Origin of the sequence: Actinomycetospora atypica (genome assembly GCF_042653685.1) — a bacterium.
In the GTDB taxonomy this organism is placed as follows: domain Bacteria; phylum Actinomycetota; class Actinomycetes; order Mycobacteriales; family Pseudonocardiaceae; genus Actinomycetospora; species Actinomycetospora atypica.
This window is the reverse complement of record NZ_JBHSIV010000007.1, coordinates 185,359-212,072: the sequence shown is the minus strand read 5'-3', so window position 1 is coordinate 212,072 and position 26,714 is coordinate 185,359. Positions and strand designations below refer to the sequence as shown.

Here is a 26,714-nt window from a genome sequence, read left to right as displayed (position 1 = left end):
GGCCAAAACAAACAAAACGTCAGCACACTGTTGAGTTCTCAAAGGACGACCACACGGAGACCGACATCCACACCGTGGACACCGCACCACCCGGTGCTCTCAAAGAGTCAGCCTACCAGACCAGCCGGTGGGCAACCTCTCCAACCTATCCCCCGCCAGACCCCGGGGCAACCCCTCCGGCCTGGCGATGAAGAGAAGATTACACACCCCGGAGAGGCCCTGAAACAGGGGGGTCCCCGTTCGGGTTACCGCAGGTCAGGCGGCGTTTCCCGCCCGACCTGCGATCGTCACGCCCCCGACACCACCTCGACGCCCGCCGTCGTCCGCTTCCCGCGGCGCACCACGAGCCAGCGTCCGTGCAGCAGGTCGCCCTCGGCCGGCGTCCACTCCTCGCTCTCGACCTTCGCGTTGTTCACGTAGGCCCCGCCCTCGGCGACGGTGCGCCGCGCGGCGCCCCGCCCGGTGGCGAGGCCCGTCCCCACCAGGAGGTCGACGATCGTCGGGGTCTCGGAGCGGGCCACCGACGTCGACGGGATCTCGGCGAGGGCGGCGGCCAGCGTGGTGGCGTCGAGCTCCCGCAGCTCCCCCCGGCCGAACAGGGCTTGGCTCGCGGCCTGCACCCGGGCCACCTCGTCGCTGCCGTGCACCAGGGCCGTCACCGACTCGGCCAGCGCCCGCTGCGCCGCCCGCGCCTGGGGCTTGTCCGCGGTGAGCTGCTCGAGCTCGGTGATCTCCTCGTGGGACAGCCACGTGAAGGCCCGGAGGTACTCCCCCACCTTGGCGTCCTCGGCGTTGATCCAGAACTGGTAGAAGGCGTAGGGGCTCGTCAGGGCGGCGTCGAGCCAGACCGTCCCGCCCTCGGTCTTCCCGAACTTCGAGCCGTCCGCCTTGGTGATGAGCGGGGTCCCCAGCGCGTGGGCCGACCGGCCCTCCACCCGGTGGATGAGGTCGATGCCCGCCGTGAGGTTGCCCCACTGGTCGCTGCCGCCGGTCTGCATCGTGCAGCCGTACCGGCGGAAGAGCTCGAGGAAGTCGTAGGACTGCAGGATCTGGTAGGAGAACTCGGCGTAGCTGATGCCCTCGTCGGACTCCATCCGCCGGCTCACCGCCTCCTTGGCGAGCATGCGCCCGACCCGGAAGTGCTTGCCGAGGTCGCGCAGGAAGTCGAGCGCCGAGACGCCCTCGGTCCAGTCGAGGTTGTTGACGAGCAGGGCGGCGTTCTCGCCCGTGAAGTCGAGGAACGGGCGCAGCTGGGCCCCGATCTTGTCGACCCACCCGGCCACGACGTCACGGTCGTTCAGGGTCCGCTCGGCGGTCGGCTTGGGGTCGCCGATGAGCCCGGTGGCGCCGCCGACCAGGGCGATGGGCCGGTGCCCGGCCTGCTGGAAGCGCGCCAGGGTCAGCCACTGCAGGAGGTGGCCGATGTGGGCGCTGGGCGCGGTCGGGTCGATCCCGGAATAGAGCGTGACCGTCCCGGCGTCGAGATCGCGGCGCAGCGCGTCGAGGTCGGTGCTCTGGGCGATGAGACCCCGCCAGGCGAGGTCGTCGAGGATGTGCGGTGCGGTCACGACCCCCATTGTGGCCGGTGGGGACCGCCTACCAGTCGGGGCCGTCGGGCCGGGCGCGTCCGGCCTTGTAGGGGGTCACCGCGCGTGAGCCCTCGACCCACAGGCGCCACGGCCGCTGCTGACCCGCGGCCACCCCCACCCGCGGGCCGGTGCGCACGGCCTCGTCGGGAACCGGCCGTCCCCGGCTCAGCCGCACCGGCGCCGAGGGGTCGAGGACGTCGGTCCGGTTGTGGTCGCGTCCCAGGCCCAGCAGCGCGCACAACCGCGCGGGGCCCTTCGCGAGGTCGGCGTCGCGGCCCCGCGCGGTGGGTCGCCGGAGGTGGGCCGGGCCCGGGTCGGAGAGCAGTTCCCCGGCCCGCAGGAGCACCGCGCCGGGGCGGCCGTCGTCGAGCGCGACCACGTTGGCGCAGAAGTGCATGCCGTAGACGAAGTAGACGTAGAGGTGGCCGGCGGGCCCCCACATCACGTCGTTGCGGGGGGTCCGCCCGCGGAAGCAGTGCGAGCCGGGGTCGTCCTGCCCGCGGTAGGCCTCGACCTCGACGATGCGTACCCGCACCTCCCCGTCCCCGGTGTCGGCGGCGAGCTCGCAGCCCAGGAGCAGGCGGGCTGCGTCGAGGGGGTCGACGGCGAGGTCGTCGCGGGTGAGCGCGGGGGTCACCGCCGGTCGATCGGGCGCGCCGCCCATCCGCGGGCCTCGATCACGGCGCCCACGATGCGGTCGTACTGCTCGGCGACCCGCTTCGGGGCCGTCCCCCCGTGCGCGTCGCGGGAGGCGATCGAGCCCTCGACGGTCAGCACGGTGCGCACGTCGGGGGTCAGGGCCGGGTCGCAGTCCGCGAGCTCGTCGTCGGTCAGGTCGTCGAGGCCGACCCCGCGCGCCTCCGCCGCCCGGACGCACGCCCCGGCGGCCTCGTGCGCGCGGCGGAACGGCACGCCCTGGCGCACCAGCCACTCGGCGATGTCGGTGGCGAGGCTGAACCCCGCGGGGGCCAGCTCGGCGAGCCGGTCGGTGTGGATCGTCAGGGTGCGGATCATCCCAGCCATCGCGGGCAGGACCATCGCCAGCTGGGCCACCGAGTCGAACAGCGGCTCCTTGTCCTCCTGGAGATCCCGGTTGTAGGCCAGCGGGAGCGCCTTGAGGGTGGTCATCAGGCCGGTGAGGTTCCCGACGAGGCGTCCGGCCTTCCCGCGCGCCAGCTCGGCCACGTCGGGGTTCTTCTTCTGCGGCATGATCGACGACCCCGTCGACCACGAGTCGTGCAGCGTCACGTAGCCGAACTCGGCGGTGGCCCAGAGGATGACCTCCTCGGCCACCCGGGAGAGGTCGACCGCCACCATGGCGAGGACGAAGGCGCCCTCGGCGGCGAGGTCGCGCGAGGCGGTGCCGTCGATCGAGTTGTCGACGGCGTCGCGGAACCCGAGGTCGCGGGCCACGGCGGCGGGGTCGAGGCCGAGCGAGGTCCCGGCGAGCGCGCCCGACCCGTAGGGCGACAGCCCGAGGCGCCGGTCGAGGTCGCGGCAGCGCTCGACGTCGCGCAGCAGCGCCTGGGCGTGCGCCCCGAGGTGGTGGGCCAGCAGCACGGGCTGCGCGTGCTGCATGTGGGTGCGCCCGGGCATGGGGGCGTCGGGGTGGGCGCGGCCCTGGGTGACGAGCGCGTCGACCACGTCGCAGACACCCCGGGTGAGGTCGCGGAGCCGGTCGCGCAGCCACATCCGCAGCTGGGTGGCGATCTGGTCGTTGCGGGAGCGCCCCGCCCGCAGCTTCCCGCCGAGCTCGGGGCCGACCCGCTCGATCAGGCCCCGCTCGAGGGCGGTGTGCACGTCCTCGTCGTCCTCGGCCGCCACGAAGGCGCCGGCCTCGACGTCCTGCTCCAGGCGGGCCAGGCCGTCGAGCATCCCGGTGAGCTCGTCGTCGTCGAGCAGCCCGGCGTGGTGCAGCACCCGGGCGTGCGCGCGCGAGCCCGCGATGTCGTAGGGCGCCAGCACCCAGTCGAACTGGGTGGACTTCGACAGGGCCGCCATCACGGCGTCGGGCCCCGAGGAGAACCGCCCGCCCCACAGCGCCGCGCCCGTTCCCGCCGTCACTGCAGCCCCTCTCCGTGCGGTGTCCGCATCGTCGATCTCGTGACCAGGCCGCGCAGCCGGTCGGCCAGCTCGGCGCCGTCGAGCGGTGCGCGGGCGATCACGACCACCGTGTCGTCCCCGGCGATCGTCCCGACGACCTCGGGCAGCGCCGCCCGGTCGAGGGCGCTGGCGAGGTAGTTGGCGCCGCCCGGCGGGGTCCGCAGGACGGCGAGGTTGCCCGAGTGGTCGGTCGAGACGAGCAGCTCGGCGAGCAGCCGGGTCAGTCTGTCGGTGCCCCCGGTGACCCCGCGCACCGGGCTGCCGTCGTCGGGCACCACGTAGCGGCCGACGCCGCCGTCGGCGCCGCGGAGCTTCACCGCCCCGAGCTCGTCGAGGTCGCGCGAGAGCGTCGCCTGCGTGACCTCGATGCCCTCCCGGGCGAGCAGGGTCGCGAGCTCGGTCTGGCTGCGGACCTCGTGGGTGCTGATGAGCGCGACGATGCGGGCCTGGCGGGAGGCCCGACCGCCACCGGGTCGTAGCCGTTCGAGCCGCTCGCGGGCGATCTGCGGGTCGGTCACCGTCCCGGTGTCGGCCCGGGCTTCGTCCGCCGGCGTCATCGTCGGAGCAGCCAGGTCAGCAGGGCCTTCTGGGCGTGCAGCCGGTTCTCGGCCTCGTCCCACACCGCCGACGCCGGCCCGTCGAGCACCTCCGCGGTGACCTCGTCGCCGCGGTGCGCCGGCAGGCAGTGCAGCACCGTGGCCCCGGGGGCCGCCCGGGCGAGGAGCTCGTCGTCGATCCGGAACGGCCGGAAGGGCGCGGACCGGTCGAGCCCGTCGTCCTCCTGGCCCATGGAGACCCACGTGTCGGTGACGAGGACGTCGGCGCCGGCCGATGCGTCGAGCGCCGCGGCCCGCCCGCCCGCCTCGACGAGCGTGGCGGACCCCCCGGTCGCGAGCCCGCGCCGCTGGGCGGCCGCGAGCACCTCCGGGTCGGGGCGGAAGCCGTCGGGCGCGGCGACCCGGACGTGCATGCCGGCCGTGGTGCCGCCGAGGAGCAGGGAGTGCGCCATGTTGTTGGCGCCGTCGCCCAGGTAGGTCAGCGTGAGGCCCGCGGTGCGCCCGTGGCGCTCGACGACGGTCTGCAGGTCGGCGAGCACCTGGCACGGGTGGAAGCCGTCGGTCAGCGCGTTGACCACGGGGACGCGGGAGTGGGCGGCCATCTCCTCGAGGCGCTCGTCGGCCCCGGTGCGCCAGACGATGGCGTCGACGTAGCGGGAGAGCACTCGGGCGGTGTCGGCGATGGTCTCGCCGCGGCCGAACTGGGCGTCGCGGCCGTCGATCATCACGGGCGTCCCCCCGAGGGCCGCGATCCCCACCTGGAAGGACACCCGGGTGCGGGTGGAGGGCTTGTCGAAGATGACCGCGACCCCCCGCGGGCCCTCCAGCGGGCGGTGCCCGAAGGGGTCCGCCTTGATCGCGGCGGCGAGCTCGAGGACCTCGGCCTGCTCGGCGGGCGAGAGGTCGTCGTCGCGGAGCAGGTGGCGCGGGGGGCCCAAGCGTGTCCCGGCGCCGTCGGCCGCGGCGCGGGGCGGGGCGCTCACGAGGTGCCCTCGGCGGCGGACGCGCCCTGGGTGAGGACGTCGGGCAGCGCGGCGAGGAAGCCGTCGACCTGCTCGTCGGTGACGACGGCGGGCGGGGCGAGCCGCAGGCGGGCGGGCACGGCCCCGTTGATCAGGTACCCGGCCTCGAGCGCGGCCGCCGTGACCTGGGCCGAGGCGGGGCTGGTCAGCTGGACGCCGATCAGGAGCCCGGCGGCGTCGACGTGGTCGACCAGCGGGTGCCCGAGCCCCTCGATCCGCGCGGCCAGGTCCTTGCCGAGCGCGTCGGCGCGGTCGAGCAGCCCGTCGCCGGCGACGGTGTCGAGCACCGCGAGCGCGGCGGCGCAGCACACCGGGTTGCCGCCGAAGGTGGTGCCGTGCTGGCCGGGGCCGAGGAGCTCGGCGGCGGGGCCGATGCCGAGGCAGGCGCCGATCGGCAACCCTCCCCCGAGGCCCTTCGCCAGGGTCACGACGTCCGGCACGATGCCCGCACGCTGGTGGGCGAACCAGATGCCGGTGCGGCCGATCCCGGTCTGGACCTCGTCGATCACGAGCAGGGCGCCGGCGGCGCTGGTGATCTCCCGGGCGGCCTGCAGGTAGCCCTCCGGCGGGACGATCACCCCGGCCTCGCCCTGGATCGGCTCGAGGACGACCGCGGCCGTGTCGGCGTCGACCGCGGCGCGCAGCGCGTCGGCGTCGCCGTAGGGGACGAACTCGACGCCCGCGGGCATCGGCTCGAACGGCTCGCGCTTGGCCGGCTGCCCCGTCATCGCGAGGGCGCCCATCGTCCGGCCGTGGAAGCCGCCCTGGGCCGCGACGATCCTCGGGCGCCCGGTGCGGCGGGCGATCTTGAAGGCCGCCTCGTTGGCCTCGGCGCCCGAGTTCGTCATGAGGACGCGGCCGTGGGGGACGCCGAGGAGGGCGAGCAGCCGCTCGCCCAGCTCGACGGTGAGCGGGTTGATCGCCAGGTTCGAGGTGTGGCCCAGGGTCGCGACCTGGCGCGACACGGCCTCCACCACGGCGGGGTGCGCGTGGCCCAGCAGGTTGACCGCGATCCCGCCGAGCAGGTCGAGGTACTCGCGGCCGTCGGCGTCCCACACCCGGGCGCCCTCGCCGCGGACGAGGGTGACCGGCGGGGTGCCGTAGTTGCCCATCATCGTGTCCGACCACCGGCGACGGAGGTCCTCACCGGTCGGCGCTGTCGTGGTCATGCGTGGGGACCTCCTTCTGGGGATGCGGGGGTGGGGACGACCATCGTCCCGACACCCTTGCTGGTGAACACCTCGAGCAGGACCGAGTGCGCGACCCGGCCGTCGATGACGTGGGCGCGCGGCACCCCGCCCTCGACGGCCCGCAGGCACGCCTCCATCTTCGGGATCATGCCGCTGGACAGACCCGGGAGCAGGGCGGCGAGCTCGTCGGCCGACACCTCGGTGCGCAGGCTCGAGCGGTCGGGCCAGTCGGTGTAGAGCCCCTCGACGTCGGTGAGGACGACGAGCTTGCGGGCCCCGAGGGCGACCGCGAGCGCCCCGGCGGCGGTGTCGGCGTTGACGTTGTGGACCACGCCGTCGGCGTCGGGCGCCACGGTGGAGATGACCGGGATGCGGCCCCCCGCGACGAGGTCGAGCACGGCGGCCGGGTTGACCGAGACGACGTCGCCGACGAGGCCGACGTCGACCTGCTCCCCGTCGACCAGCGCCGTGCGGCGGGCGGCGGTGAACAGCTGGGCGTCCTCGCCGGACATGCCGACCGCGAGCGGGCCGTGGGCGTTGACGAGCCCGACGAGCTCGCGGCCCACCTGGCCGACCAGCACCATGCGGACGACGTCCATCGTCTCGGGGGTGGTGACCCGCAGGCCGCCGCGGAACTCCCCGCTCATGCCCAGGCGGTCGAGCATCGCGGTGATCTGCGGCCCGCCGCCGTGGACGACGACCGGGTGGATCCCGGCCAGGCGCAGGAAGACCATGTCCTCGGCGAACGCGCGCCGCAGCTCGTCGTCGACCATGGCGTTGCCGCCGTACTTGACGACGACGACGGCGCCCTGGAACTCGCGGAGCCACGGCAGGGCCTCGGCGAGCACCGCGGCCTTGGCCTGGGCCTCCTCGGGCGAGGTGGTGCGGCCGTCGGCGGGACGCGGCTGCGCGTCGGGGGCGGCGGTCACGTCGAGTACGCGCTGTTCTCTTCGACGTAGGCGTGCGACAGGTCGGTGGTGAGCACGGTCGCGGTGCCGACGCCCAGGCCGAGGTCGACCTCGACGGTGACGTCGCGCCCGGACAGGTCGGCCTTCGAGCGGTCGCCGACCGCGGTCGCGGCGGCACAGAGCAGGACCCCGTTGACCGTGACCGAGAGGGTGTCGGGCTCCACGTGGGCCTCGCTCCCCCCGATCGCGGCGGCGATCCGGCCCCAGTTGGGGTCGGAGCCGAACAGGGCCGTCTTGACGAGGCTGTCGCGGGCGACGGCGCGGGCGCCGACGAGCGCATCGGCGTCGGAGTCGGCGCCGGTCACCGTGACGACGATCCGCTTGGTCACGCCCTCCGCGTCGGCCTGCAGGCCGCGGCAGAGCTCGGCACACACCTCGCGGAGCTCGTCGGCGAAGGCCGTCTCGTCGGCGGTGACCCCCGAGGCGCCGGAGGCGAGCAGCAGCACGGTGTCGTTGGTGCTGGTGGCGCCGTCGATGTCGAGCCGGTCGAAGGTGACCGCGGTGGCGGCGCGCAGGGCCCAGTCGGCGACCCCGGCGTCGAGGACGGCGTCGGTGGTGACGACGACGAGCATCGTCGCGAGGCTCGGCGCCATCATCCCGGCGCCCTTGGCGAACCCGCCGACGGTCCAGCCGTCGCGGGAGCGCTGCGCCTGCTTGTCGACGGTGTCGGTGGTGAGCACGGCGGTGGCGGCGCGGTCTCCGGCCGGGGCGTCGGCGGCGAGCTCCCCCGCCGCGTCGTCGACCCCGGCGAGCAGCGACGGGAGCGGCAGCCGCTCGCCGATCAGCCCGGTGGAGCACACCGCGACCTCGATCGCGCCGCACCCGAGGACCTCGGCGACCTTCTCGGCCGTGCGGTGGGTGTCGCCGAACCCGTCGGGACCCGTGCACGCGTTCGCGCCGCCCGCGTTGAGCACCACGGCCCGCAGGGAGTGCTCGCGCAGGACCTGCTGCGACCACAGCACGGGTGCGGCCTTCACCTGGTTGCGGGTGAACACCCCCGCCGCGGTGGTCGACGGGCCGTCGTTCACGACCAGGCCGAGATCGGGCCGGTCGCCGTGGGCCCGGAGCCCGGCGCGGACGCCCGCGGCCCGGAACCCGGCGGCAGCGGTGACGCTCACGGTGTCCTCCTCGTCGGGGTGGGGTGGGCGCTCACGGCGCGAGGCCGGAGGTGGGCAGGCCGAGGGTCTCGTCCAGCCCGAGGGCGAGGTTCACCGATTGGAAGGCGCCGCCGGCGGTGCCCTTGGTGAGGTTGTCGATCGCCGCGGTGGCCACGAGCCGCCCGGCGTCGACGTCGACCTCGACCTGTACCTGGACGGTGTTGGAGCCGACCACGCTCTTCGTCGCCGGCTGCATCCCCTCGGGCAGCAGGTGCACGAACGGCTCGGCGGCGAACGCCTTCGCGTAGGCCTCCCGGGCCTGCGCGCCGTCGATGCCGGCGTCGGCCAGGGGGGCGCTGACGACCGCGAGGATCCCGCGGGGCATCGGCGCGAGCACCGGGGTGAACGACACGACGACCGGGCCGGCGCCGAGCCCGGAGAGGTTCTGCACGATCTCGGGGGTGTGCCGGTGCGCGCCGCCGACGCCGTACGCGGTCGCCGAGCCCATCACCTCCGACCCGAGCAGGTGGGGCTTCGCGGCGCGGCCCGCCCCCGAGGTGCCGGAGAAGGCCACGACGCTGATCTCGGGAGCGACGAGGCCCGCGGCGACCGCGGGCAGGGCGGCCAGCGTGGCCGTCGTCGGGTAGCAGCCCGGCACCGCGACGCGGCGGGACCCGCGGAGGGCCTCGCGGGCCCCGGGCAGCTCCGGCAGCCCGTAGGGCCAGTGCCCCGCGTGCTCGCCGCCGTACCAGCGCTGCCAGGCCGCGGCGTCGCGCAGCCGGTGGTCGGCCCCGCAGTCGACCACCAGCACGTCCTCGGGCAGCTGCGCCGCGAGCTCGGCGGACCGCCCGTGCGGCAGCGCGAGGAACACCACGTCGTGCCCCGCGAGGGCCTCGGGCGTGGTCGCGACGATCGTCCGGTCGGCCAGCGCGGCGAGGTGCGGCTGGTGGGCGCCGAGGAGGCTGCCCGCCGAGTCCCCGGCGGTCAGCGCGCCGACCTCCACCTCGGGATGCCCCAGCGCGAGGCGCAGGAGCTCACCTCCGACGTAGCCGCTGGCCCCGGCCACCGCGATCCGCATGCGAATGACTATGCACGATCACGGAAACCCATGCAACGCCGGTGCCACGACCGGTCCGGGGTTCAGCGCCGGTCGTGCCGCCCGCGGGTGATCCAGCTCAGGGCGGGCTGGTCCCCGGTCACGGGCCCGTCGACGCGCGCCGCGCTCGGAACGCCGAGCCGGGCCGCGCCGGACGGGTGCGGTTCGCGCAGCAGCGGGAACGAGGGGTGCGGCTCGCGCAGGGTCGGGCCGTCGATCGCGGCGAGGTCCACGGGGCCGGTGACCGGGCGGTCGGGCGCGGTCGGGCGTGGCGCCTCGCGGACGTCCGACGTCTGCGGAGTGCCATCGCTGACACCCGGGTCCGCGTCGCCCCGGCGGGGCGAGGGCACCACGGCGCCGGTCGCGACGGGGTCGCGCCCCAGCAGGGCCGCGGCCACCCAGTCGAGCAGGATGCGGGCCTTGCGCTCCGCCGTGGGCATGGCCCACATGTGGTAGGCGCGGTGCAGCGCGTAGGCCGGCCACCCCATCAGCCGCACCCCGCGGATCTCCGCGACGCCGCGGCGGCGGCCCAGTCCGGCGACCACGCCGGCCGACGCGTGGTGGTAGGGCTGCAGCGGGCGCCCGCCGAGGTGGGCGACCACGTTGCCCGCGAGCACCCGCGCCTGCCGGACGGCGTGCTGGGCGGTCGGGGCGGTGAGCACCTGGGGGTTCTCGTCGGCGAGCAGGGCGCCGCGGGCGAGGTCGGGCACCGCGGCGCCGTCGCCGGCGGCGAACACGTGCGTCCGCCCGGCGACCTGCAGCATCGCGGTGCAGCGGACCTTGCCGGTGCGCTCCAGCGGGAGGTCGGTGCGCTCGAGCAGGGGGTGCGGCCTCGTACCGGCGGCGACGACGACCGTGTCGGTGGGGATCGTCGTCCCGTCGGCCAGGCGGACGGTCCCGCCCTCCGCCGAGGCGAGCCCCGCCCCCACGCGGACCTCGATCCCGCGCCGCGCGAGGCGGCCGTGCACGCGGGCGGCGGTCATCTCGGTGACCTCGGGCATGATCCGCCTCGAGGCCTCGACGAGGACCCACCGCATCTCGTCGCGCCCCACCCCGACCTGGCGGCCGGCCCGCCGGGCGAGGTCCTCGAGCTCGCCCAGTGCCTCGACCCCGGCGAAGCCGCCGCCGATCACGACGAAGGTGAGCAGCCGCGCGCGGCGGGCGAGGTCGTCCGGCGTGGTCGGCACGATCGAGGCGGCCGCGTCGAGCCGGGACAGCACGTGGTCGCGGACCCGCTCGGCGTCGCCGACGCTGCGGAAGGTCAGCGCGCGCTCGGCGAGGCCGGGGACCGGCAGCTCGCGGGCGATCGCGCCGGGGGCGAGGACGAGGACGTCGTAGGCGAGCTCGCGCGACACCCCGTCGGGCAGTGTGACCACGGCCCGGCGGCGGGCGTCGTCGATCGCGACGACCGAGCCGGTCACCACGTCGCAGCGGTCGAGCACCCGGCGCAGCGACACCGTGAGGTGGCGCGGGGCGATCGAGCCGCCGGCCGCCTCGGGCAGGAACGGCTGGTAGGTCATGTGCGGCTGTGGGTCGACGACCGTGACCGACCCGACCGGGGTCGACGCGCGGTCGCGGGCCCCCCGGCGGCCGCGGTGCCGCCCGTCGCCGGAGGCGCCGAGCCGTGCCTGGAGGGCCCGCGCGGCGACGAGCCCGACGTAGCCGCCCCCGACGACGAGGACCCGGGCACCCGGCACGAAGTCGCCGGTGTCCGGCGACCCGGGACCACCCCGACCACGCAGCGCCCCGGGGCCGCGGAAGACGGTGGCGGCGGCCAGGACGACGCCCCCGCCGAGGACGACGGCGCCCAGGGACAGGGCGGCCCAGGAGGCGAGGACCCCCGCGGCGCCGAGCGCCACGAGGAGGGCCGGGCCGGCGAGGACGCCGAGCACGGTCAGCAGCCGCGCGGCGGTGCGGGGTCGGCGCCCGGTCGGGGACCACTGGGGGGACGGGTCGTCGGGGTGGTGCGGCATGGCGGGGCGGGCCCTCCCGGTCGGGGAACACGGGGTCGGTCGTCCACCGCCGGGCGGGGCCCGGGGGAGCCGGTGGACGGGCGCTCACGCTAGGCAGCCGCACGACGACGGAGCGCGGAGCTGAGAGCACCGGCGCGGGGCGCCGCCCGACGCCGGGATCACGGCGCCCAAGGGCAGCGGACTGCTCCGTCCGGCCCATGAGGTTCCGGCGTCCACCCGGCCGCCTCTCAGGAAGGGTCGTCGGACCAGGAGGGCTCGTCGCCGCCCGCGAGCAGGGCCTCCCGCAGGTCGCGCTTGAGGACCTTCCCCGCGGCGGAGACCGGGAGGGCGTCGACCGTGAAGATCCGTCGGAGCCGCTCGTAGGGCCGGACCTCGCCGTTCACCGCGGCGGCCAGCGCGGCGGCCGCCCCGTCCCCCGCGTCGGGGGCCAGGACGACGGCCGCGGTCGGCAGCTCGCCCACGGCCTCGTCGGGAAGGCCCACCACCGCGACCGACCGCACCCCGGGATGCCGGGCCAGGCGCTCCTCGAGGTCGCGCGGGAAGACGTTGTAGCCCTTGTACAGGAGCATGTCCTTCGCGCGGTCGACGATCGCGAGCAGGCCGTCGTCGCCGAGGATGCCGATGTCGCCGGTGCGCAGCCACCCGTCCACCAGCGTCGAGGCCGTCTCCTCGGGCCGGTCGTGGTAGCGCGCCATGACCTGCGGGCCCCGCGCCCAGACCTCGCCGCGCTCCCCCACCGCCACCGGCTCGTCGCCGGGACGCCCGCTCTCGACGGGGAGCAATTGCAGCTCCGTGTTCGCGATCGGCAGCCCCACCGTCCCGATCCGCCGATGGGCCGAGCGCTCCGAGGGCGAGGTGCAGAGCGCCATCGTCGCCTCGGTGAGGCCGTACCCCTCGAGGACGATCGCCTCGGGCATCAGGGCCGCGATCCGCTCGGCCTGGGCCACCGCCATGGGGCTCGCGCCGGAGGTCACCGAGCGGACCGACGTGAGGTCGCGGGTGCGCGCGTCGGGGTGCGCCAGCAGGGCGTGGTACATCGCCGGGGCGCCCGACAGCGTCGTCGCACCGTGGCGCTCGACGTCGGCGAGGTAGGCGGCCGGGTCGAACCGGTCCTGCACGACGGCGGTGCTGCCGGTGACCAGCCCGATCGTCAGGCCGTTGGTGCCCATCGCGTGGAACCAGGGCGCGACCGCGATCGACACGGCCTCCCCGAGGCGGACCGGGTGCTCCTCGGGCGGCGAGTGCTGCTCGAGGGTGACCCCGCCGTGCACGTCGGGGACGGGCACGGCGCCCGCGGAGCTGGCGGCGTACTGCAGGACGTTCGCGACGACCGCCGCGTGCGTCAGCTCCACGCCCTTCGACCGGCCGGTGGTGCCGCCGGTGTACGCGAGGTGGGCGAGCGCGACGGTGGGGTCGAGCTCGACGTCGGGCGGGGCGTCGGCGAGCTGGACCGGCAGGTCGAGCCGGCGCCCGTCGGTGCCGATCGCGTTCCGCAGGGTGGTGTCGCGGGTGACGACGGCGACCGCGCCCGAGTCCTCGAGCTGGGCCCGCAGCAGCTCGGCCGGCAGGGCGGGGCTCGCGAGCGCGACGGTGGCGCCGGCCAGCAGGATGCCGTGGTAGGCGATCGGCCAGACGAGGACGTTCGGCAGGTGGAGCCCGACCACGTCGCCCGGGCGGATGCCGCGGGCCACGAGCGCGTGGGCGACGCCGCACGCCTCGGCCCACAGCTCCCGGTAGGTGACGGCCTCGTCGTGGTGGATCAGCGCCGGCCGGTCGCCGAAGCGCCGGGCGGCCCCGTCGAGGAGCGCCCCCACGGGGACCACGGGGAGGTCGATGGTCTTCGGGGAGCGCACCGCCGAGCTCGTCACGACCGGGGAGTCTGCCCCGTCAGAACGGCTCGCGCTCCACCCGTCGTTTCTTCCCGGTGCCCTTCCACGCCCACGTCCCGACGACCTGGCCGTGCCGGACGATCGTCGGGCGGAAGATCCCGTTGTTGCCCGGGCAGATCCGGTCGGCGTGCTCGGGGTCGAGGACCTGGCTGCGGTCGGCGTAGCCCAGCACGAACTCGTCGAAGCCGGGCAGGAGCAGCTCGGCCCCGGGGTCGTCGGCGGCGGCGAGCCGGTCGCGGGTCGCGGGGTCGTGCAGGCGGCCGTCGGTCTCGACGAGGTCGTCGCGGGCCCCCTCGATCGCGGTGGTGACGTCGGCGGCGGGGATGCCGGTCCAGCGGGAGAAGTCCTTGCGGTCGGCCGGCCCGTGCGAGCGGAAGAAGCGGCGGGCCCACTCCGCGAGGGCCTCGTCGCGGTCGAGCCGCCGCGGCCCGGGCACCCACTCGTCGAGCAGGACGAACGCCTGCTCCTTCGGCCCGGCGAACGGCCCCTGCACCAGCAGTCCGCGCTGGCAGAGCACCGCGAGGGTGTGGTAGCCGCGGGAGGACGCGAGGTCGAGCCCCGCCTCGGCCCAGCACGCGATCAGCTCGGCCCGGGTGCGGCGCCCGCCGCCCGTGAGGACCTCGACCGCGACCTCCCCGGCGCGCTCGATCGTCGCGTCGTCGAGGCCGAGGCCGCCGCGGCGCTGGGCGGCGGCGGCGAGGGGGCGCGGGGTGCCGAGCGGCAGCATCCACGCGAGGTCCTCGGCGGCCACCACGTGCAGCGTGCCGCGCATCGGCCAGGAGCGGACGAGCCGGCCCTCGTCGAACGCGGCCCGGACCTCGTCGACCGACCCGGACGCGGTGCGCAGGGCGATCGACTCCAGCACCCCGGGCAGGTCCTGGCCCTGCGCGCAGCCGAGCCACGCGGCGGCGTCGGCGGGGGTCGCCGCCCGCTCCCCCACCAGCCGCAGGGCAGCGAGCCGCAGCAGGCCGAGGGTGTTCACGGCGCCCGAGTCTGTCAGCATCCGGGCCCATGACCTACTGCGTGGCCGACTACCTCGCCGACCGGCTCGCCGAGGTGGGTGTCGAGCACGTCTTCGGGGTGCCCGGGGACTACAACCTGGCGATGCTCGACCACGTGGTCGGCCACGACCGGCTCTCCTGGGTGGGCTGCGCCAACGAGCTGGACGCCGGGTACGCCGCCGACGGCTACGGCCGGCTGCGCGGGATGGCGGCGCTGGCCACGGCCTTCGGGGTCGGCGAGCTGTCGGCGATCAACGCGATGGCCGGGAGCTACGCCGAGCACGTGCCGGTCGTCCACGTCGTCGGCGCCCCGTCGACCGAGCACCAGTCGGCGCACCGGATGGTCCACCACTCCCTCGGCGACGGCGACTTCACCCACTTCATGACGATGCACGAGGGCATCACCTGCGCCCGGGCGGCCCTCACCGTGGACACGGCCTGCGCGGAGATCGACCGGGTGATCGCCACCGTCCGCGACCAGCACCTCCCCGGCTACCTGCTGGTGCCCACCGACGTCTCGGCCGCCCCGGTCGACCCGCCCGCGCAGAGGCTGCCCGACCCGGTCGACTACACCGACCCCGAGGCGCTCGAGGGGTTCGTCGAGGCGGCGCGCACGCTGCTCGAGCGGGCCGGTTCGGTCGACCGGGTGGCGCTGCTCGCGGGCCTGCTCACCCACCGGGTGGGCGGGCGGGAGGTGCTGGCCCGGCTGATCGACGCGGGGCCGCTGCGACACGCGACCGATGTGTGGGCGAAGAGCCTCGTCGACGAGAGCGTCGACCACTTCGTCGGGACCTACGCCGGGGGCGCGAGCCGGGAGGAGGTCCGGGCCACCGTCGAGGACGCCGCCGCGCTGATCGTCACGGGGGTCTACTTCACCGACCTGACCAGCGGGTTCTTCACCCAGCGGATCACCCGGTCCCGCACCGTCGAGCTGGGCGCGCGGACCGCGAGCGTCGGCGCCGCCACCTTCTCGCCGGTGGAGCTGCCGACGGCCCTCGCCGCGCTCGTCCCCCTGGTCGCCGAGCTCGCGGAGCGCTCCACGCCCACGGCGCCCGAGCCCGCGGAGGTCGTCGCGCTGCCGGCCGAGCCCGACGACGCCGCCCTGTCCCAGGACGCGCTGTGGGCCGAGGTCGCCGGGTTCCTGCGGGAGGGCGACATGGTGCTGGCCGACCAGGGGACGTCGTTCTACGGGGCCTCGACCCACCGGCTGCCCGCCGGGGTGGACTTCATCGGCCAGCCGCTGTGGGCCTCGATCGGCTACACGCTGCCCGCGACCCTCGGGGTGTGCCTGGCCCAGCCCGAGTCGCGGGGCGTCCTGCTCATCGGCGACGGCGCCGCGCAGCTCACGGTCGCCGAGCTCGGGACGATGGTGCGCCAGGGTCTGGCGCCGCTGGTCGTGGTGGTCGACAACGACGGCTACACCGTCGAACGCGCCATCCACGGTCCCGACGAGCCCTACAACGACATCGCGCGGTGGGACTGGACGGCCGCGCCCGCGATGTTCGCCCCCGGCGGCGGGGCGACGGCGTGCCGGGCGACGACGGTCGGGGAGCTGCGCGAGGCGTTGCGGGCGGCGCGCGAGGACCCGACGAGGATGGCGATCATCCAGGCCGTGGTGCCCCGCGACGACGTCCCGCAGCTGCTCGGGGACCTGACGAAGGCGATGGGTCAGGCCAACTCGAGCTCCTGAGCGAGGAACTCGACGGTCAGGGCGTCGACCTCGCGGGCGTGCACGGTCTGCGGGGCCGGGTCGACCCCGGGCTCCTCGGCCAGCGCGTGCCCCATCCCGTTCACCACCCGCAGGTCGGCCCGGACCCCCCGCTCCACGAGCAGATCGCGCAGGCGGCCCGCCGGGTAGAGGAAGGCGTCCCCGGAGTCCTCCGACCCGACGATGGAGCGCACCGGGGTGGGGCCGAGCTCGTCCGAGCGCGCGACGAGGTCCATCCGGTCGGCCACCGCGTCCGAATCCGGCGTCCACCGGTAGTCCATCCCGAACTGCCGGGCGAGGATCCCGACGACCGGGCGCAGCTGCAGCAGCGGGCTGATCAGGACGGCCGCCGCGGCGTCGACGACCTTCCCGACGACCGCCGCGCCCGCCACCCCGGCGCCGGCCGACCCGCCGACCACGGCCACCGGCCCGCCGCCGATCCCGTGCTCGGCCCGCACCGCGTCGAGCAGCGCGGGGAGCTCCGCGACCGCCTCGGCGTTGACCCGCCCGTGCAGCTCGAGCACCGGCTCGGAGTAGCCGAGCCGCATCACCTCGTCGAACCCGGGCGAGCGGTCACCGCTCAGGGGCAGACCGGGGTAGAGCCGCCAGGCGTCGAGCCCCTCCAGCGGCAGGGCGGCGGCGAACGCCCGCTCGGTACGCGGCGCGTCCATGAGGTGCCAGGCGATCACCAGCGGCGCGCCGGCCCGACCGCTCTCCGGCGGGCGCAGGACGTAGGGCACCCCGGCGGCGACTGAGCTGTACATAGTCCAATAGTAGCTGGACACTGTACAGTTGGGAAGCATGAGAACCCCCGGACAGCGGGCCGGCCTCACCGGAGCCGCCATCGTGGACGCCGCCCGGGCCGTCCTCGACGGCGGCACGCCGTTGTCGATGCGGGCGGTCGCCTCGCGTCTCGGAGTGGCGCCGAACGCGCTGTACAGCCACGTCGACGGGCGCGACGGCCTGCTCGACGCCGTGCTCGACGACCTGCTCGGGTCCCTGCCCGAGCCCCCGTCGTCGGATCCGCGCGACGGCCTGGTGGCGCTGATGACGGCGTCGCACGAGCTGCTCCTCGCCCATCCGGCCCTCATGCCGCACTTCGTCGCCCGCCAGGGCGCCCGCGGGCCGCACGCCCGGCGACTCGGCGACGAGATGCGCTCGTTGCTGGCCGCCGCCGGCGTGACCGACCGGGCCGCGCAGGACATGGCCGTCCGCGTCCTCGTCGTCCACGCGATCGGCAGCGCCGCCCTCGCGACGGCACCCGACGGCGCGCCGCTGCCGGTCGCACACCTGCGCGCGACCTACGCGACCGGGCTCTCGTGGCTGGTCGAGGGGGCCCTGCGGGGCTGCGAGCAGTAGTCCGGGCCCGGGGCGGTCCTCACGAGCGGAGCGACGCTCCGCACCTCTCCCCCGCCAGGGCCACCGCGGCGTCGCGGGCGGCGGTGGCCTCCTCGAGGGTGAGGGTGCGGTCGGGGGCCCGGAAGCGCAGGGCGAACGCCAGCGAGCGTCGTCCCTCGCCCGCCTGGGCCCCGGTGTAGACGTCGAAGAGGCGCACGTCCTCGAGCAGCTCGCCGCCGCCCTCGACCAGCGCCGCCTCGATCGCGGCCACCGGCACGTCCGTCGGCGCCACCAGGGCGACGTCGAGCAGCACCGGCGGGTAGGCCGACACCTCGGGCCGGGCCAGCACCTCGGTCACGGGCAGCCGGTCGAGCTCGAGCTCCACCGCGCAGGTGCGCGGCGGCAGCCCCAGGGTCTCCAGGACCTTCGGGTGCAGCTCCCCCGCGTGCCCGAAGAGCACGCCGTCGACGTGCAGGGCGGCGCACCGGCCCGGGTGCCACGGGGCGTGCTGGTCGTTCGAGACCTGCAGCGGCGCGCCGTAGACCGCGGCGACCGTGCGGGCGGCCTCGACGGCGTCGGCCCAGGTGGCGGGACGGCCCTCGCCCCACCAGCCCTTCGCCTCCCACGCGCCCGTGAGCACCGCACCGACCCGCACCGGCTGCGGCGGCAGGGCGTCCATCAGGGCCGCGATCTGCGCGTCCGAGGGCCGGGCGTCCACGCCGACCTCGACGGCCGGTCCGGGGGTACCCGAGGGGCGGGCGACCTGCCCGACGTGGAACAGCGCCAGGTCGCGCAGGCCCCGGGAGACGTTCCGGACGACCGCGTCGAGCAGACCCGGCAGCAGGGTCGTCGCGAGCAGGGACCGGTCGGCGTCGAGGGGGTTGGCGAGCCGGACGGCGGAGCGGCGGGCGTCGTCGTCGGGAAGGCCGAAGGCGTCGAGCACCGAGGGCGCCATGAACGGCGAGGGCAGGACCTCCTGGTAGCCGGCGTCGGCGAGCGAGCGCGACACCTGGCGGCGCCGGCGCTGCGCCATCGTCAGGCCGGTGCCGCCGGCGAACGCCGGCAGCACGGACGGGATCGCGTCGTAGCCCTCGAGGCGCAGGACCTCCTCGACGAGGTCGGCGGGGCGCGTCAGGTCGGGCCGCCAGCTCGGCGGGGTGACGACCAGCCCGGCAGCGCCGTCCTGCGAGTCGACGTCCACCGCACACCCCACCTGCACGAGGCGGCGGACGCTCGCGCCGCGCGGGTAGGTCACGCCCGCGACCCGGTCGGGCAGGTCGAGCGCCATGCGGATGCGCGCGGTCGGCTCCTCGGTGCCCTCGGCGTAGGGGCCGACGTCGGTGACCCCCTCGGTGACCGTCGCGTCGCCGTAGTGCGCCAGCAGCGCCGCGGCCCGGTCCGCGGCCGGCCGGGCCACGGCCGGGTCGACCGCGCGCTCGAAGCGCCGGGCGGCCTCGCTCGGCAGCTTGTGGCGGCGGGCGGTGCGCGCCACCGAGGCGGGCTCCCAGGTCGCCGCCTCGAGCAGCACGTCGGAGGTCTGCGCGGTCACCTCGGTGGTCGCCCCGCCCATCACGCCGGCGAGGCCGATGGGCCCGGAGTCGTCGCAGACCGCGACGTCGTCGGGGTCGAGGGCGCGGCTGACGTCGTCGAGCGTGGTCAGCTTCTCGTCGGCCCGCACCCGCCGGACGACGACGTCCCCGGTGATCCGGGCGGCGTCGTAGGCGTGCATGGGCTGGCCGAGCTCGAGCATCACGTAGTTGGTGACGTCGACCGCGAGCGAGATCGGCCGGACGCCGCCGAGCAGCAGGCGGCGGGTCATCCACCAGGGGGTGGGCGCGGTGGGGTCGAGGTCGGTGACGCGCCGCGCGACGAAGCGCCGGCAGGCCGACCCCGGCTCGACGCGGACGGTCCACGCCCCGCCCTCGCCGGACGGGACGCCCTGGTCGATCGCCGCGGGGTCGCCGAAGGGGGCGCCGTACGCGCACGCCACCTCGCGACCGAGCCCGCGGATCGACAGGGCGTAGCCGCGGTCGGGGTTGACCGCCACGTCGAGCACCGCGTCGGGGGCGTCGGGCGAGAGCCCGAGCAGCGGGGCCGCGTCGGTCCCCGGGTCCGCGGTACCGGGCGGCAGCACGAGGATGCCGCTGTGGTCGTCGCCGAGCCCGAGCTCGTCGAGCGCGCAGATCATGCCGTCGGAGACGCGTCCGTAGGTCTTGCGGGCCGCGATCCCGAACCCGCCCGGCAGCGTCGTGCCGGGCAGCGCCGCGACGACCAGGTCGCCGACCGCGAAGTTGGTCGCGCCGCAGACGATGCCCTGCGGCCCGGCCGGGTCGGACCCGCGGTCCCCCACGTCGACCCGGCAGAACCGGATGGGCTTCTTGAACTCGGTCAGCTCCTCGATCTCGAGGACCTTCCCGACGACGAGGGGGCCTGTGACCGGCTCGAGGGGCGCCACGTCCTCGACCTCGAACCCGACGCGGATCAGGGCCTCGGCGAGGTCGTCGGCCGACGGCTGCTCCGCCAGGGCTCCGAGGTCGATGTGCTCGGTGAGCCACGAGACGGGGACGCGCACGGGAGATCAGGCCTTTCGGTGGAGGTGCTCGGTGGTCAGGGCTCGACGGTGAACGCGCTGGTGAAGCGCACGTCGCCCTCGACCATGTCGCGCATGTCGGGCAGGCCGTTGCGGAACATCAGGGTCCGCTCCAGGCCCATGCCGAAGGCGAACCCCGAGTAGACGTCGGGGTCGACGCCGCAGGCGCGCAGGACGTTCGGGTCGACCATCCCGCAGCCGCCCCACTCGACCCAGCCCGCGCCGCCCTTCTTCTGCGGGAACCAGACGTCGGGCTCGGCCGACGGCTCGGTGAACGGGAAGTACGACGGCCGCATCCGGATCCGGGAGTCGGGCCCGAACATCGCGCGGGCGAACGCGTCGAGCGTGCCCTTGAGGTGGGCCATCGTCAGGCCCTTGTCGACGGCCAGCCCCTCGATCTGGTGAAAGACCGGGGTGTGGGTGGCGTCGAGCTCGTCGGTGCGGAACGTCCGGCCGGGGCACACGACGTAGACCGGCAGGTCGCGCTCGAGCAGCGTCCGGATCTGCACGGGCGAGGTGTGCGTGCGCAGCACCTGCTTCGCCGCCGCCGGCTCGAGGTGGAACGTGTCCTGCATCGTCCGGGCCGGGTGGTCGGGCAGGAAGTTCAGCGCGTCGAAGTTGAACCACTCCGACTCGACCTCGGGGCCCTCGGCCACCTCCCAGCCCATCCCGACGAACACGTCGGCGATCCGCTCGGAGGTCTGGGTCAGCGGGTGGCGGCTGCCGCGCGGGTGCCGCGCGGTGGGCAGCGTGACGTCGACGGCCTCCTCGCCGAGGACCCGCTCGTCGCGCTCGGTGAGGAGCGCGGCGTGCCGCTCGTCGTAGGCGGCCTGCACCGCGAGCCGGGCCTCGTTGACGCGCTTGCCGGCGTCGGCCTTGGCCTGCGGGGGCAGCGAGCCGATCTCCCGGCGGGCCAGCAGCACCGGCGAACGGTCGCCCAGGTGGGCGGGCTTCAGCGCGGTGAGGGCGTCGAGGGTGCTCGCCCCGGCGAACGCGGACGTCGCCTCGTCCCGGGCCGCCTCGAGGGTCCCGGGGTCGAGCGCGGAGACCTGCTTGGGGTCGAACGAGTCGTTGGTTCCGGACATCGCGGGTCGCCGCTGCTCCTGCTCTGGAGGAATGAGGTGGGGGTGGAGTCTATCCAGCGCTCTGGTGGGCCCTCACGGACGCGTACAGGCACACCGCCGCCGCCGTCGCGAGGTTGAGGCTCTCGGCGCGGCCCCGCATCGGGATCCGCACCCGGTGGTCGGCCGCCGCCGCCACCTCGGCCGGGACGCCGTGCGCCTCGCTGCCGAACACCCACGCGGTGGGCCGGGCGAGCAGGCCGTCGGTCGCCGGCCCCAGCTCGGCCTCCCCGGCCCCGTCGGCCACGACGACGCCGAGCCCCGCCGCCCGCAGGCGCCCGAGGGCGTCGTCGTGCCGGCGCTCCCGCACCACCGGCAGGTGGAAGAGGCTGCCCATGCTGGCGCGGACGCACTTCGGGTTGAACGGGTCGACGCTCTCCCCCGCGACGACGACGGCGTCGGCGCCCGCCGCGTCGGCGGTGCGGACGACCGTGCCCGCGTTGCCGGGGTCGGCGACGTCGACCAGCACGACGACGAGCGTCGGGGCCTCGGGGAGCGCGGCGGGAGGCTGCCGGCAGACCAGGACGAGCCCCTGGGGGTGCACCGTGTCGGTCAGCCCGGCGATCGCCTTCTCGGTGACCAGCGAGGTGCGGACACCGGCCGCACGGGCCCGGATCAACAGGTCGCGCTCGCGGTCGGCGACGGGCTCGGTGACGAACAGGTCGACGACGGCGCCCGGGTCGGACTCGGCGCGGGCCACCGCGTCGTGCGCCGGCCGGGTGCCCTCGAGGAGGAACCGGCCGGTGTCCTCGCGCGCCGCGCGCCGCAGCAGCTTGCGGGCTGCGGCGACGCGCGGGGTGCGCTCGGTGAGGATCTCGCTCAGGCGGCGTCCTCGGACGCCTCGGCGCCCTTCGGCACGTCGGCGACGGCGGCGCGGGCCACCTCGACGAGCGCCGTGAAGGCGGCCGGGTCGGACACGGCGATCTCGGCGAGGACCTTGCGGTCGGCCTCGACGCCGGCGAGCTTGAGGCCCTGCATGAACCGGTTGTAGGTCATGTCGTTGGCCCGGGCCGCGGCGTTGATGCGGGTGATCCAGAGCTGCCGGAAGTCGCCCTTGCGCTGCTTGCGGTCGCGGTAGGCGTAGGTCAGCGAGTGGAGCTGCTGCTCCTTGGCCTTGCGGTAGAGCCGCGAGCGCTGCCCGCGGTAGCCGCTGGCGTCCGCGAGAACGGTACGGCGCTTCTTCTGGGCGTTGACTGCGCGCTTGACGCGTGCCACGTCGTCCTGCCTTAGAGGGTGTCGGGGGCGGTCACCGGAGAGTCACGGCGACCCTGGAGGGACTGTCAGATGCCGAGCATCTTGCGCAGGCGCTTGCTGTCCTGCGGCGCGACCTCGACCTCGCCGGCGAGCCGACGGGTCTTCTCGCTGGACTTCTTCTCCAGCAGGTGGCGCTTGCCGGCCTTCTCGCGCATCAGCTTGCCGGTGCTCGTCACCTTGATGCGCTTCTTGGTCCCGGAGTGGGTCTTGTTCTTCATACGTCCTCGTCCTGGTCGTCCTGCCGGCCCGGGGGGCGGCTCTGGGCGGCACCCCGCCGGGGTGGGGCGGGCCGTCTCGTCGCGTTCGACGGTACGGCCCGCCCTCTCCCGGATCAGGAGGCGGGCTCGGGCTGTGCTGCCTCGGCCTCGGCCTGCTGCGCCGCCTGCTGCTTCGGCGTCTTGGCGATCTTCTTGTTGGGCGCCAGCACCATGGTCATGTTGCGGCCGTCCTGCTTCGGCGAGGCCTCGACGAAGGCCAGTTCGCCGACGTCCTCGGCCAGCCGCTGGAGCAGGCGGAAGCCCAGCTCCGGGCGGGACTGCTCGCGACCACGGAACATGATCGTGACCTTGACCTTGTGACCCTGACCGAGGAAGCGGGTGACGTGACCCTTCTTCGTCTCGTAGTCGTGCGGGTCGATCTTCGGCCGGAGCTTCTGCTCCTTGATCACGGTCTGCTGCTGGTTGCGACGCGACTCGCGGGCCTTCTGCGCGCTCTCGTACTTGAACTTGCCGTAGTCCATGAGCTTGCAGACCGGCGGGCGCGCCTGGGCCGCGACCTCGACGAGGTCGAGGTCGGCCTCACGGGCGAGACGCAGGGCGTCCTCGATACGGACGATCCCCACCTGCTCGCCGTTCGGACCGACCAGGCGGACCTCGGGCACGCGGATGCGCTCGTTGATGCGCGTCTCTGCGCTGATGAGTTCTCCTCGGGTTCGACAGTGTTTCCGTCCGCAACCCGGCAGGAGGGGTCCAACTTCTCCACGACGTCGGGCCCCTCGCCGTGGTGCTCGTGGCGGGGGCCCTGTCTCGTACCGATCCGACCCCGGCGTGCGGGGTCGAGAGGGGCTGCCCCGGAGGGCGGCTCCGACCGGAACCCGACCGTCTACGGGGACGGTGCGGGTGGGAGGCGGGGCTCCACTTGCCGCTCGACGGACACGCGGACGTGCCCGACGAGCTGGTCGCTCACCGCGACACTACCACGCGTGTGATTCCGGCCGGATCAGCCGGCCTTGGCCCGCGACCGCTTGACCGGGGGCGCCTCGGGGGTGACGAGGTTCGCCAGGAACTGCCCCGTGTAGCTCTCCGGCACGGCCGCGATCTGCTCCGGGGTGCCCTCGGCGACCACCGTGCCGCCGCCGTTGCCGCCCTCGGGGCCCATGTCGACCACCCAGTCGGACACCTTGATGACGTCGAGGTTGTGCTCGATCACCAGCACGGTGTTGCCCTTGTCGACCAGGCCGTTGATGACGCCGAGGAGCTTGCGGATGTCCTCGAAGTGCAGGCCCGTGGTCGGCTCGTCGAGGATGTAGATCGTCCGGCCCATCGACCGCTTCTGCAGCTCCGAGGCCAGCTTGACGCGCTGGGCCTCGCCGCCGGAGAGCGTCGGCGCGGGCTGGCCGAGCCGCACGTAGCCCAGGCCCACCTCGGTGAGCGTCTTCAGGTGGCGGTGGATCGCGGTGATCGGCTCGAAGAACACCGCCGCCTCCTCGATCGGCATGTCGAGGACCTCGGCGACCGTCTTGCCCTTGTAGTGCACCTCGAGGGTCTCGCGGTTGTACCGGGCGCCCTTGCAGACCTCGCAGGGGACGTAGACGTCGGGCAGGAAGTTCATCTCGATCTTGATCGTGCCGTCGCCGGCGCACGCCTCGCAGCGGCCGCCCTTGACGTTGAACGAGAACCGGCCGGGCCCGTAGCCGCGGACCTTCGCCTCGTTGGTCGACGCGAAGAGCTTGCGCATGTGGTCCCACACGCCGGTGTAGGTGGCCGGGTTGGACCGCGGGGTGCGCCCGATCGGCGACTGGTCGACCCGCACGAGCTTGTCGAGATTGTCGAGCCCCGTGACGCGGGTGTGCCGGCCCGGGACCTGGCGCGCCCCGTTGAGCTTGTTGGCCAGCACCGTGGCGAGGATGTCGTTGACCAGCGTGGACTTCCCCGAGCCGGAGACCCCGGTGATCGAGACCAGGCAGCCGAGCGGGAACGACACGTCGACGTCGTGCAGGTTGTGCTCGCGCGCGCCGACGACGCTGATCTGCCGCTTCCGGTCGCGCGGTCGGCGGATGTCGGGCACCGGGATCGAGCGCCGGCCGGACAGGTAGTCCCCGGTCATCGAGTCGGTGTTCTCCAGGAGCCCGGCGACCGAGCCGGAGTGCACCACCTGGCCGCCGTGCTCCCCCGCGCCCGGGCCGATGTCGACCACCCAGTCGCTCGCCCGCACCGTGTCCTCGTCGTGCTCGACGACGATGAGGGTGTTCCCGAGGTCGCGCAGGCGCGTGAGCGTGTCGATCAGCCGGCGGTTGTCGCGCTGGTGCAGGCCGATCGAGGGCTCGTCGAGCACGTAGAGGACCCCGACGAGGCCCGAGCCGATCTGCGTGGCCAGCCGGATGCGCTGCGCCTCGCCGCCGGACAGGGTGCCCGCCGCGCGGGAGAGCGACAGGTAGTCGAGCCCCACGTCGAGCAGGAAGCCCAGGCGGGCCTGGATCTCCTTGAGCACCGCCCCGGCGATCGCCTGCTCGCGGGCGCCGAGCACGAGGCCCTGCAGGAACGCCGCGCAGTCGTCGACCGAGAGCGCGCAGACCTCCGCGATCGAGCGGTCGCCCTGCGACTCGTGCCGCAGGGTCACCGCGAGGATCTCGGGCTTGAGGCGCGTGCCCGAGCAGACCGGGCACGGGACCTCGCGCATGTAGCCCTCGTAGCGCTCCCGGGCGTTGTCGGACTCCGCCTGGTCGAGCCGGCGCTCGAGGAACGGCACGACGCCCTCGAAGGCGGCGTAGTACGAGCGCTCGCGCCCGTAGCGGTTGCGGTAGCGCACGTGCACCTGGTCGTTCGAGCCGTGCAGCACCGCCTTGCGGACCGCCGCCGGCAGCTTGCGCCACGGGGTGTCCATGCGGAAGCCGACGGACTCCGAGAGCGCGGTGAGCAGGCGCTGGAAGTAGTCGGCCGTCTGCCCCATGTTCCAGGGGGCGATCGCGCCCTCGCCGAGGGAGAGCTCGTCGTCGGGGACCAGCAGCTCCGGGTCGACCTCCATCTTCGTGCCGAGGCCGGAGCAGGTGGGGCAGGCGCCGTAGGGCGAGTTGAACGAGAAGGCGCGGGGCTCGAGGTCGTCCACCGCGAGCTGGTGGCCGTTGGGGCAGGCCATCTTCTCGGAGAAGCGCCGCTCCCGGTCGGGGTCGTCCTCCTCGAGATCCACGAAGTCGAGCACGAGGACGCCCTCGGCCAGGCGCAGCGCGGTCTCCACCGAGTCGGTGAGGCGCTGCTTCGCGCTGGCCTTCACCGACAGGCGGTCGACCACCACCGCGATGTCGTGCTTCTCCTGCTTCTTCAGCGTGGGCGGGTCGGTCAGCGGGTGGACCGTGCCGTCGACCAGCACGCGGGAGAAGCCCTGTCCCTGCAGCTGGGAGAACAGGTCGACGTACTCGCCCTTGCGGCCCCGGATGACCGGCGCGAGGACCTGGAAGCGCCGGCCCGACTCCATGGCGAGCACCTGGTCGACGATCTGCTGCGGCGTCTGCTTGGAGATGATCTCCCCGCAGGTCGGGCAGTGCGGCGTGCCGGCGCGGGCGTAGAGCAGGCGCAGGTAGTCGTAGACCTCGGTGATCGTCCCGACGGTGGAGCGCGGGTTGCGGCTGGTCGACTTCTGGTCGATCGAGACCGCCGGGGACAGGCCCTCGATGAAGTCGACGTCGGGCTTGTCCATCTGGCCGAGGAACTGCCGCGCGTAGGCCGAGAGCGACTCGACGTACCGGCGCTGGCCCTCGGCGAAGATCGTGTCGAACGCGAGGCTCGACTTGCCCGACCCCGACAGGCCGGTGAACACGACGAGGCTCTCGCGCGGCAGGTCGATGTCGACGCCCGTGAGGTTGTGCTCACGGGCGCCCTTGACGACGAGGCGGTCGGCCACGGATCAGCTCCCAAAGGCGGTACGGGCAGGGCGACGTGCCCTGCCTACCCCGGGGCACCGACAACGTCGTCGGGCGTGCCGACGGCGAGGCGGCCGCACGGG

At 74.9% G+C, this 26,714-nt stretch carries 22 protein-coding genes; 2 read left to right on the top strand and 20 right to left on the bottom strand.

Annotated features, from left to right (window positions below; all coding sequences use genetic code 11):
• Positions 1-287: 287 nt before the first annotated feature.
• From tyrS to ACFPBZ_RS09410, 12 genes are all read right to left on the bottom strand, one after another.
• On the bottom strand, positions 288-1,577 hold the full coding sequence (tyrS, locus tag ACFPBZ_RS09465; RefSeq protein WP_378035775.1) for a tyrosine--tRNA ligase: 1,290 nt from the start codon (positions 1,575-1,577) through the stop codon (positions 288-290).
• A 19-nt stretch (positions 1,578-1,596) separates the two neighbouring features.
• Entirely contained in the window at positions 1,597-2,253 is a 657-nt protein-coding gene (locus ACFPBZ_RS09460; protein ID WP_378035774.1) for a DNA-3-methyladenine glycosylase, read from the bottom strand.
• Positions 2,223-3,689, bottom strand: coding sequence for an argininosuccinate lyase (argH, locus tag ACFPBZ_RS09455; RefSeq protein WP_378035788.1), 1,467 nt, complete (start codon positions 3,687-3,689; stop codon positions 2,223-2,225). Before argH ends, ACFPBZ_RS09460 begins: the two co-directional genes overlap by 31 nt.
• On the bottom strand, positions 3,650-4,249 hold the full coding sequence (locus tag ACFPBZ_RS09450; RefSeq protein ID WP_378035773.1) for an arginine repressor: 600 nt from the start codon (positions 4,247-4,249) through the stop codon (positions 3,650-3,652). The genes argH and ACFPBZ_RS09450 overlap by 40 nt, the downstream gene beginning before the upstream one ends.
• Complete coding sequence (argF, locus tag ACFPBZ_RS09445) at positions 4,246-5,232, bottom strand: ornithine carbamoyltransferase (protein WP_378035772.1); 987 nt, start codon at positions 5,230-5,232, stop codon at positions 4,246-4,248. Before argF ends, ACFPBZ_RS09450 begins: the two co-directional genes overlap by 4 nt.
• The gene (locus tag ACFPBZ_RS09440; RefSeq protein ID WP_378035771.1) at positions 5,229-6,440 is read right to left on the bottom strand and encodes an acetylornithine transaminase; all 1,212 of its coding nucleotides are present in this window, start codon (positions 6,438-6,440) and stop codon (positions 5,229-5,231) included. Before ACFPBZ_RS09440 ends, argF begins: the two co-directional genes overlap by 4 nt.
• On the bottom strand, positions 6,437-7,309 hold the full coding sequence (argB, locus tag ACFPBZ_RS09435) for an acetylglutamate kinase (protein WP_378035787.1): 873 nt from the start codon (positions 7,307-7,309) through the stop codon (positions 6,437-6,439). The genes ACFPBZ_RS09440 and argB overlap by 4 nt, the downstream gene beginning before the upstream one ends.
• Positions 7,310-7,386: 77 nt before the next feature.
• Entirely contained in the window at positions 7,387-8,547 is a 1,161-nt protein-coding gene (gene argJ, locus ACFPBZ_RS09430) for a bifunctional glutamate N-acetyltransferase/amino-acid acetyltransferase ArgJ (RefSeq protein WP_378035770.1), read from the bottom strand.
• Between the two features lie 31 nt (positions 8,548-8,578).
• A complete protein-coding gene (argC, locus tag ACFPBZ_RS09425) occupies positions 8,579-9,610 on the bottom strand; it encodes an N-acetyl-gamma-glutamyl-phosphate reductase (protein ID WP_378035786.1) in 1,032 nt (343 codons plus the stop codon).
• A gap of 56 nt (positions 9,611-9,666) precedes the next feature.
• A complete protein-coding gene (locus ACFPBZ_RS09420; RefSeq protein ID WP_378035769.1) occupies positions 9,667-11,595 on the bottom strand; it encodes an NAD(P)/FAD-dependent oxidoreductase in 1,929 nt (642 codons plus the stop codon).
• A gap of 227 nt (positions 11,596-11,822) precedes the next feature.
• The gene (locus tag ACFPBZ_RS09415) at positions 11,823-13,463 is read right to left on the bottom strand and encodes a class I adenylate-forming enzyme family protein (RefSeq protein ID WP_378035768.1); all 1,641 of its coding nucleotides are present in this window, start codon (positions 13,461-13,463) and stop codon (positions 11,823-11,825) included.
• Positions 13,464-13,482: 19 nt separating this feature from the next.
• Entirely contained in the window at positions 13,483-14,466 is a 984-nt protein-coding gene (locus tag ACFPBZ_RS09410; RefSeq protein ID WP_378035767.1) for a winged helix DNA-binding domain-containing protein, read from the bottom strand.
• A gap of 29 nt (positions 14,467-14,495) precedes the next feature.
• On the opposite strand from ACFPBZ_RS09410, the gene ACFPBZ_RS09405 reads away from it, so the two are divergent.
• Entirely contained in the window at positions 14,496-16,175 is a 1,680-nt protein-coding gene (locus ACFPBZ_RS09405; protein WP_378035766.1) for an alpha-keto acid decarboxylase family protein, read from the top strand.
• Here the strand turns inward: ACFPBZ_RS09405 and ACFPBZ_RS09400 are convergent.
• Positions 16,154-16,957, bottom strand: a complete 804-nt coding sequence (locus ACFPBZ_RS09400; RefSeq protein ID WP_378035765.1) for an alpha/beta hydrolase — start codon at positions 16,955-16,957, stop codon at positions 16,154-16,156. The genes ACFPBZ_RS09405 and ACFPBZ_RS09400 overlap by 22 nt on opposite strands.
• A 37-nt stretch (positions 16,958-16,994) precedes the next feature.
• Here ACFPBZ_RS09400 and ACFPBZ_RS09395 point away from each other — a divergent pair, with 37 nt between their 5' ends.
• Positions 16,995-17,552 carry a TetR/AcrR family transcriptional regulator gene (locus ACFPBZ_RS09395; protein ID WP_378035764.1) on the top strand — a complete coding sequence of 186 codons (558 nt, stop codon included), beginning with the start codon at positions 16,995-16,997 and terminating at the stop codon, positions 17,550-17,552.
• Positions 17,553-17,571: 19 nt separating this feature from the next.
• Here ACFPBZ_RS09395 and pheT read toward each other — a convergent pair whose 3' ends face one another.
• The 7 genes from pheT to uvrA form a co-directional block, all read right to left on the bottom strand.
• Entirely contained in the window at positions 17,572-20,103 is a 2,532-nt protein-coding gene (gene pheT, locus ACFPBZ_RS09390) for a phenylalanine--tRNA ligase subunit beta (RefSeq protein WP_378035763.1), read from the bottom strand.
• 35 nt (positions 20,104-20,138) lie between these two features.
• A complete protein-coding gene (pheS, locus tag ACFPBZ_RS09385; RefSeq protein ID WP_378035762.1) occupies positions 20,139-21,206 on the bottom strand; it encodes a phenylalanine--tRNA ligase subunit alpha in 1,068 nt (355 codons plus the stop codon).
• 49 nt (positions 21,207-21,255) lie between these two features.
• Positions 21,256-22,056 carry a TrmH family RNA methyltransferase gene (locus tag ACFPBZ_RS09380; RefSeq protein ID WP_378035785.1) on the bottom strand — a complete coding sequence of 267 codons (801 nt, stop codon included), beginning with the start codon at positions 22,054-22,056 and terminating at the stop codon, positions 21,256-21,258.
• A 5-nt stretch (positions 22,057-22,061) separates the two neighbouring features.
• Positions 22,062-22,457 (bottom strand): 50S ribosomal protein L20, encoded by a 396-nt coding sequence (gene rplT, locus ACFPBZ_RS09375; RefSeq protein ID WP_378035761.1) that lies wholly within the window; start codon positions 22,455-22,457, stop codon positions 22,062-22,064.
• 65 nt (positions 22,458-22,522) lie between these two features.
• Positions 22,523-22,714, bottom strand: coding sequence for a 50S ribosomal protein L35 (gene rpmI, locus ACFPBZ_RS09370; RefSeq protein ID WP_378035760.1), 192 nt, complete (start codon positions 22,712-22,714; stop codon positions 22,523-22,525).
• Positions 22,715-22,827: 113 nt separating this feature from the next.
• On the bottom strand, positions 22,828-23,457 hold the full coding sequence (gene infC / locus ACFPBZ_RS09365; protein WP_378035784.1) for a translation initiation factor IF-3: 630 nt from the start codon (positions 23,455-23,457) through the stop codon (positions 22,828-22,830).
• Between the two features lie 257 nt (positions 23,458-23,714).
• Positions 23,715-26,612, bottom strand: a complete 2,898-nt coding sequence (gene uvrA / locus ACFPBZ_RS09360) for an excinuclease ABC subunit UvrA (protein ID WP_378035759.1) — start codon at positions 26,610-26,612, stop codon at positions 23,715-23,717.
• Positions 26,613-26,714: the final 102 nt, after the last annotated feature.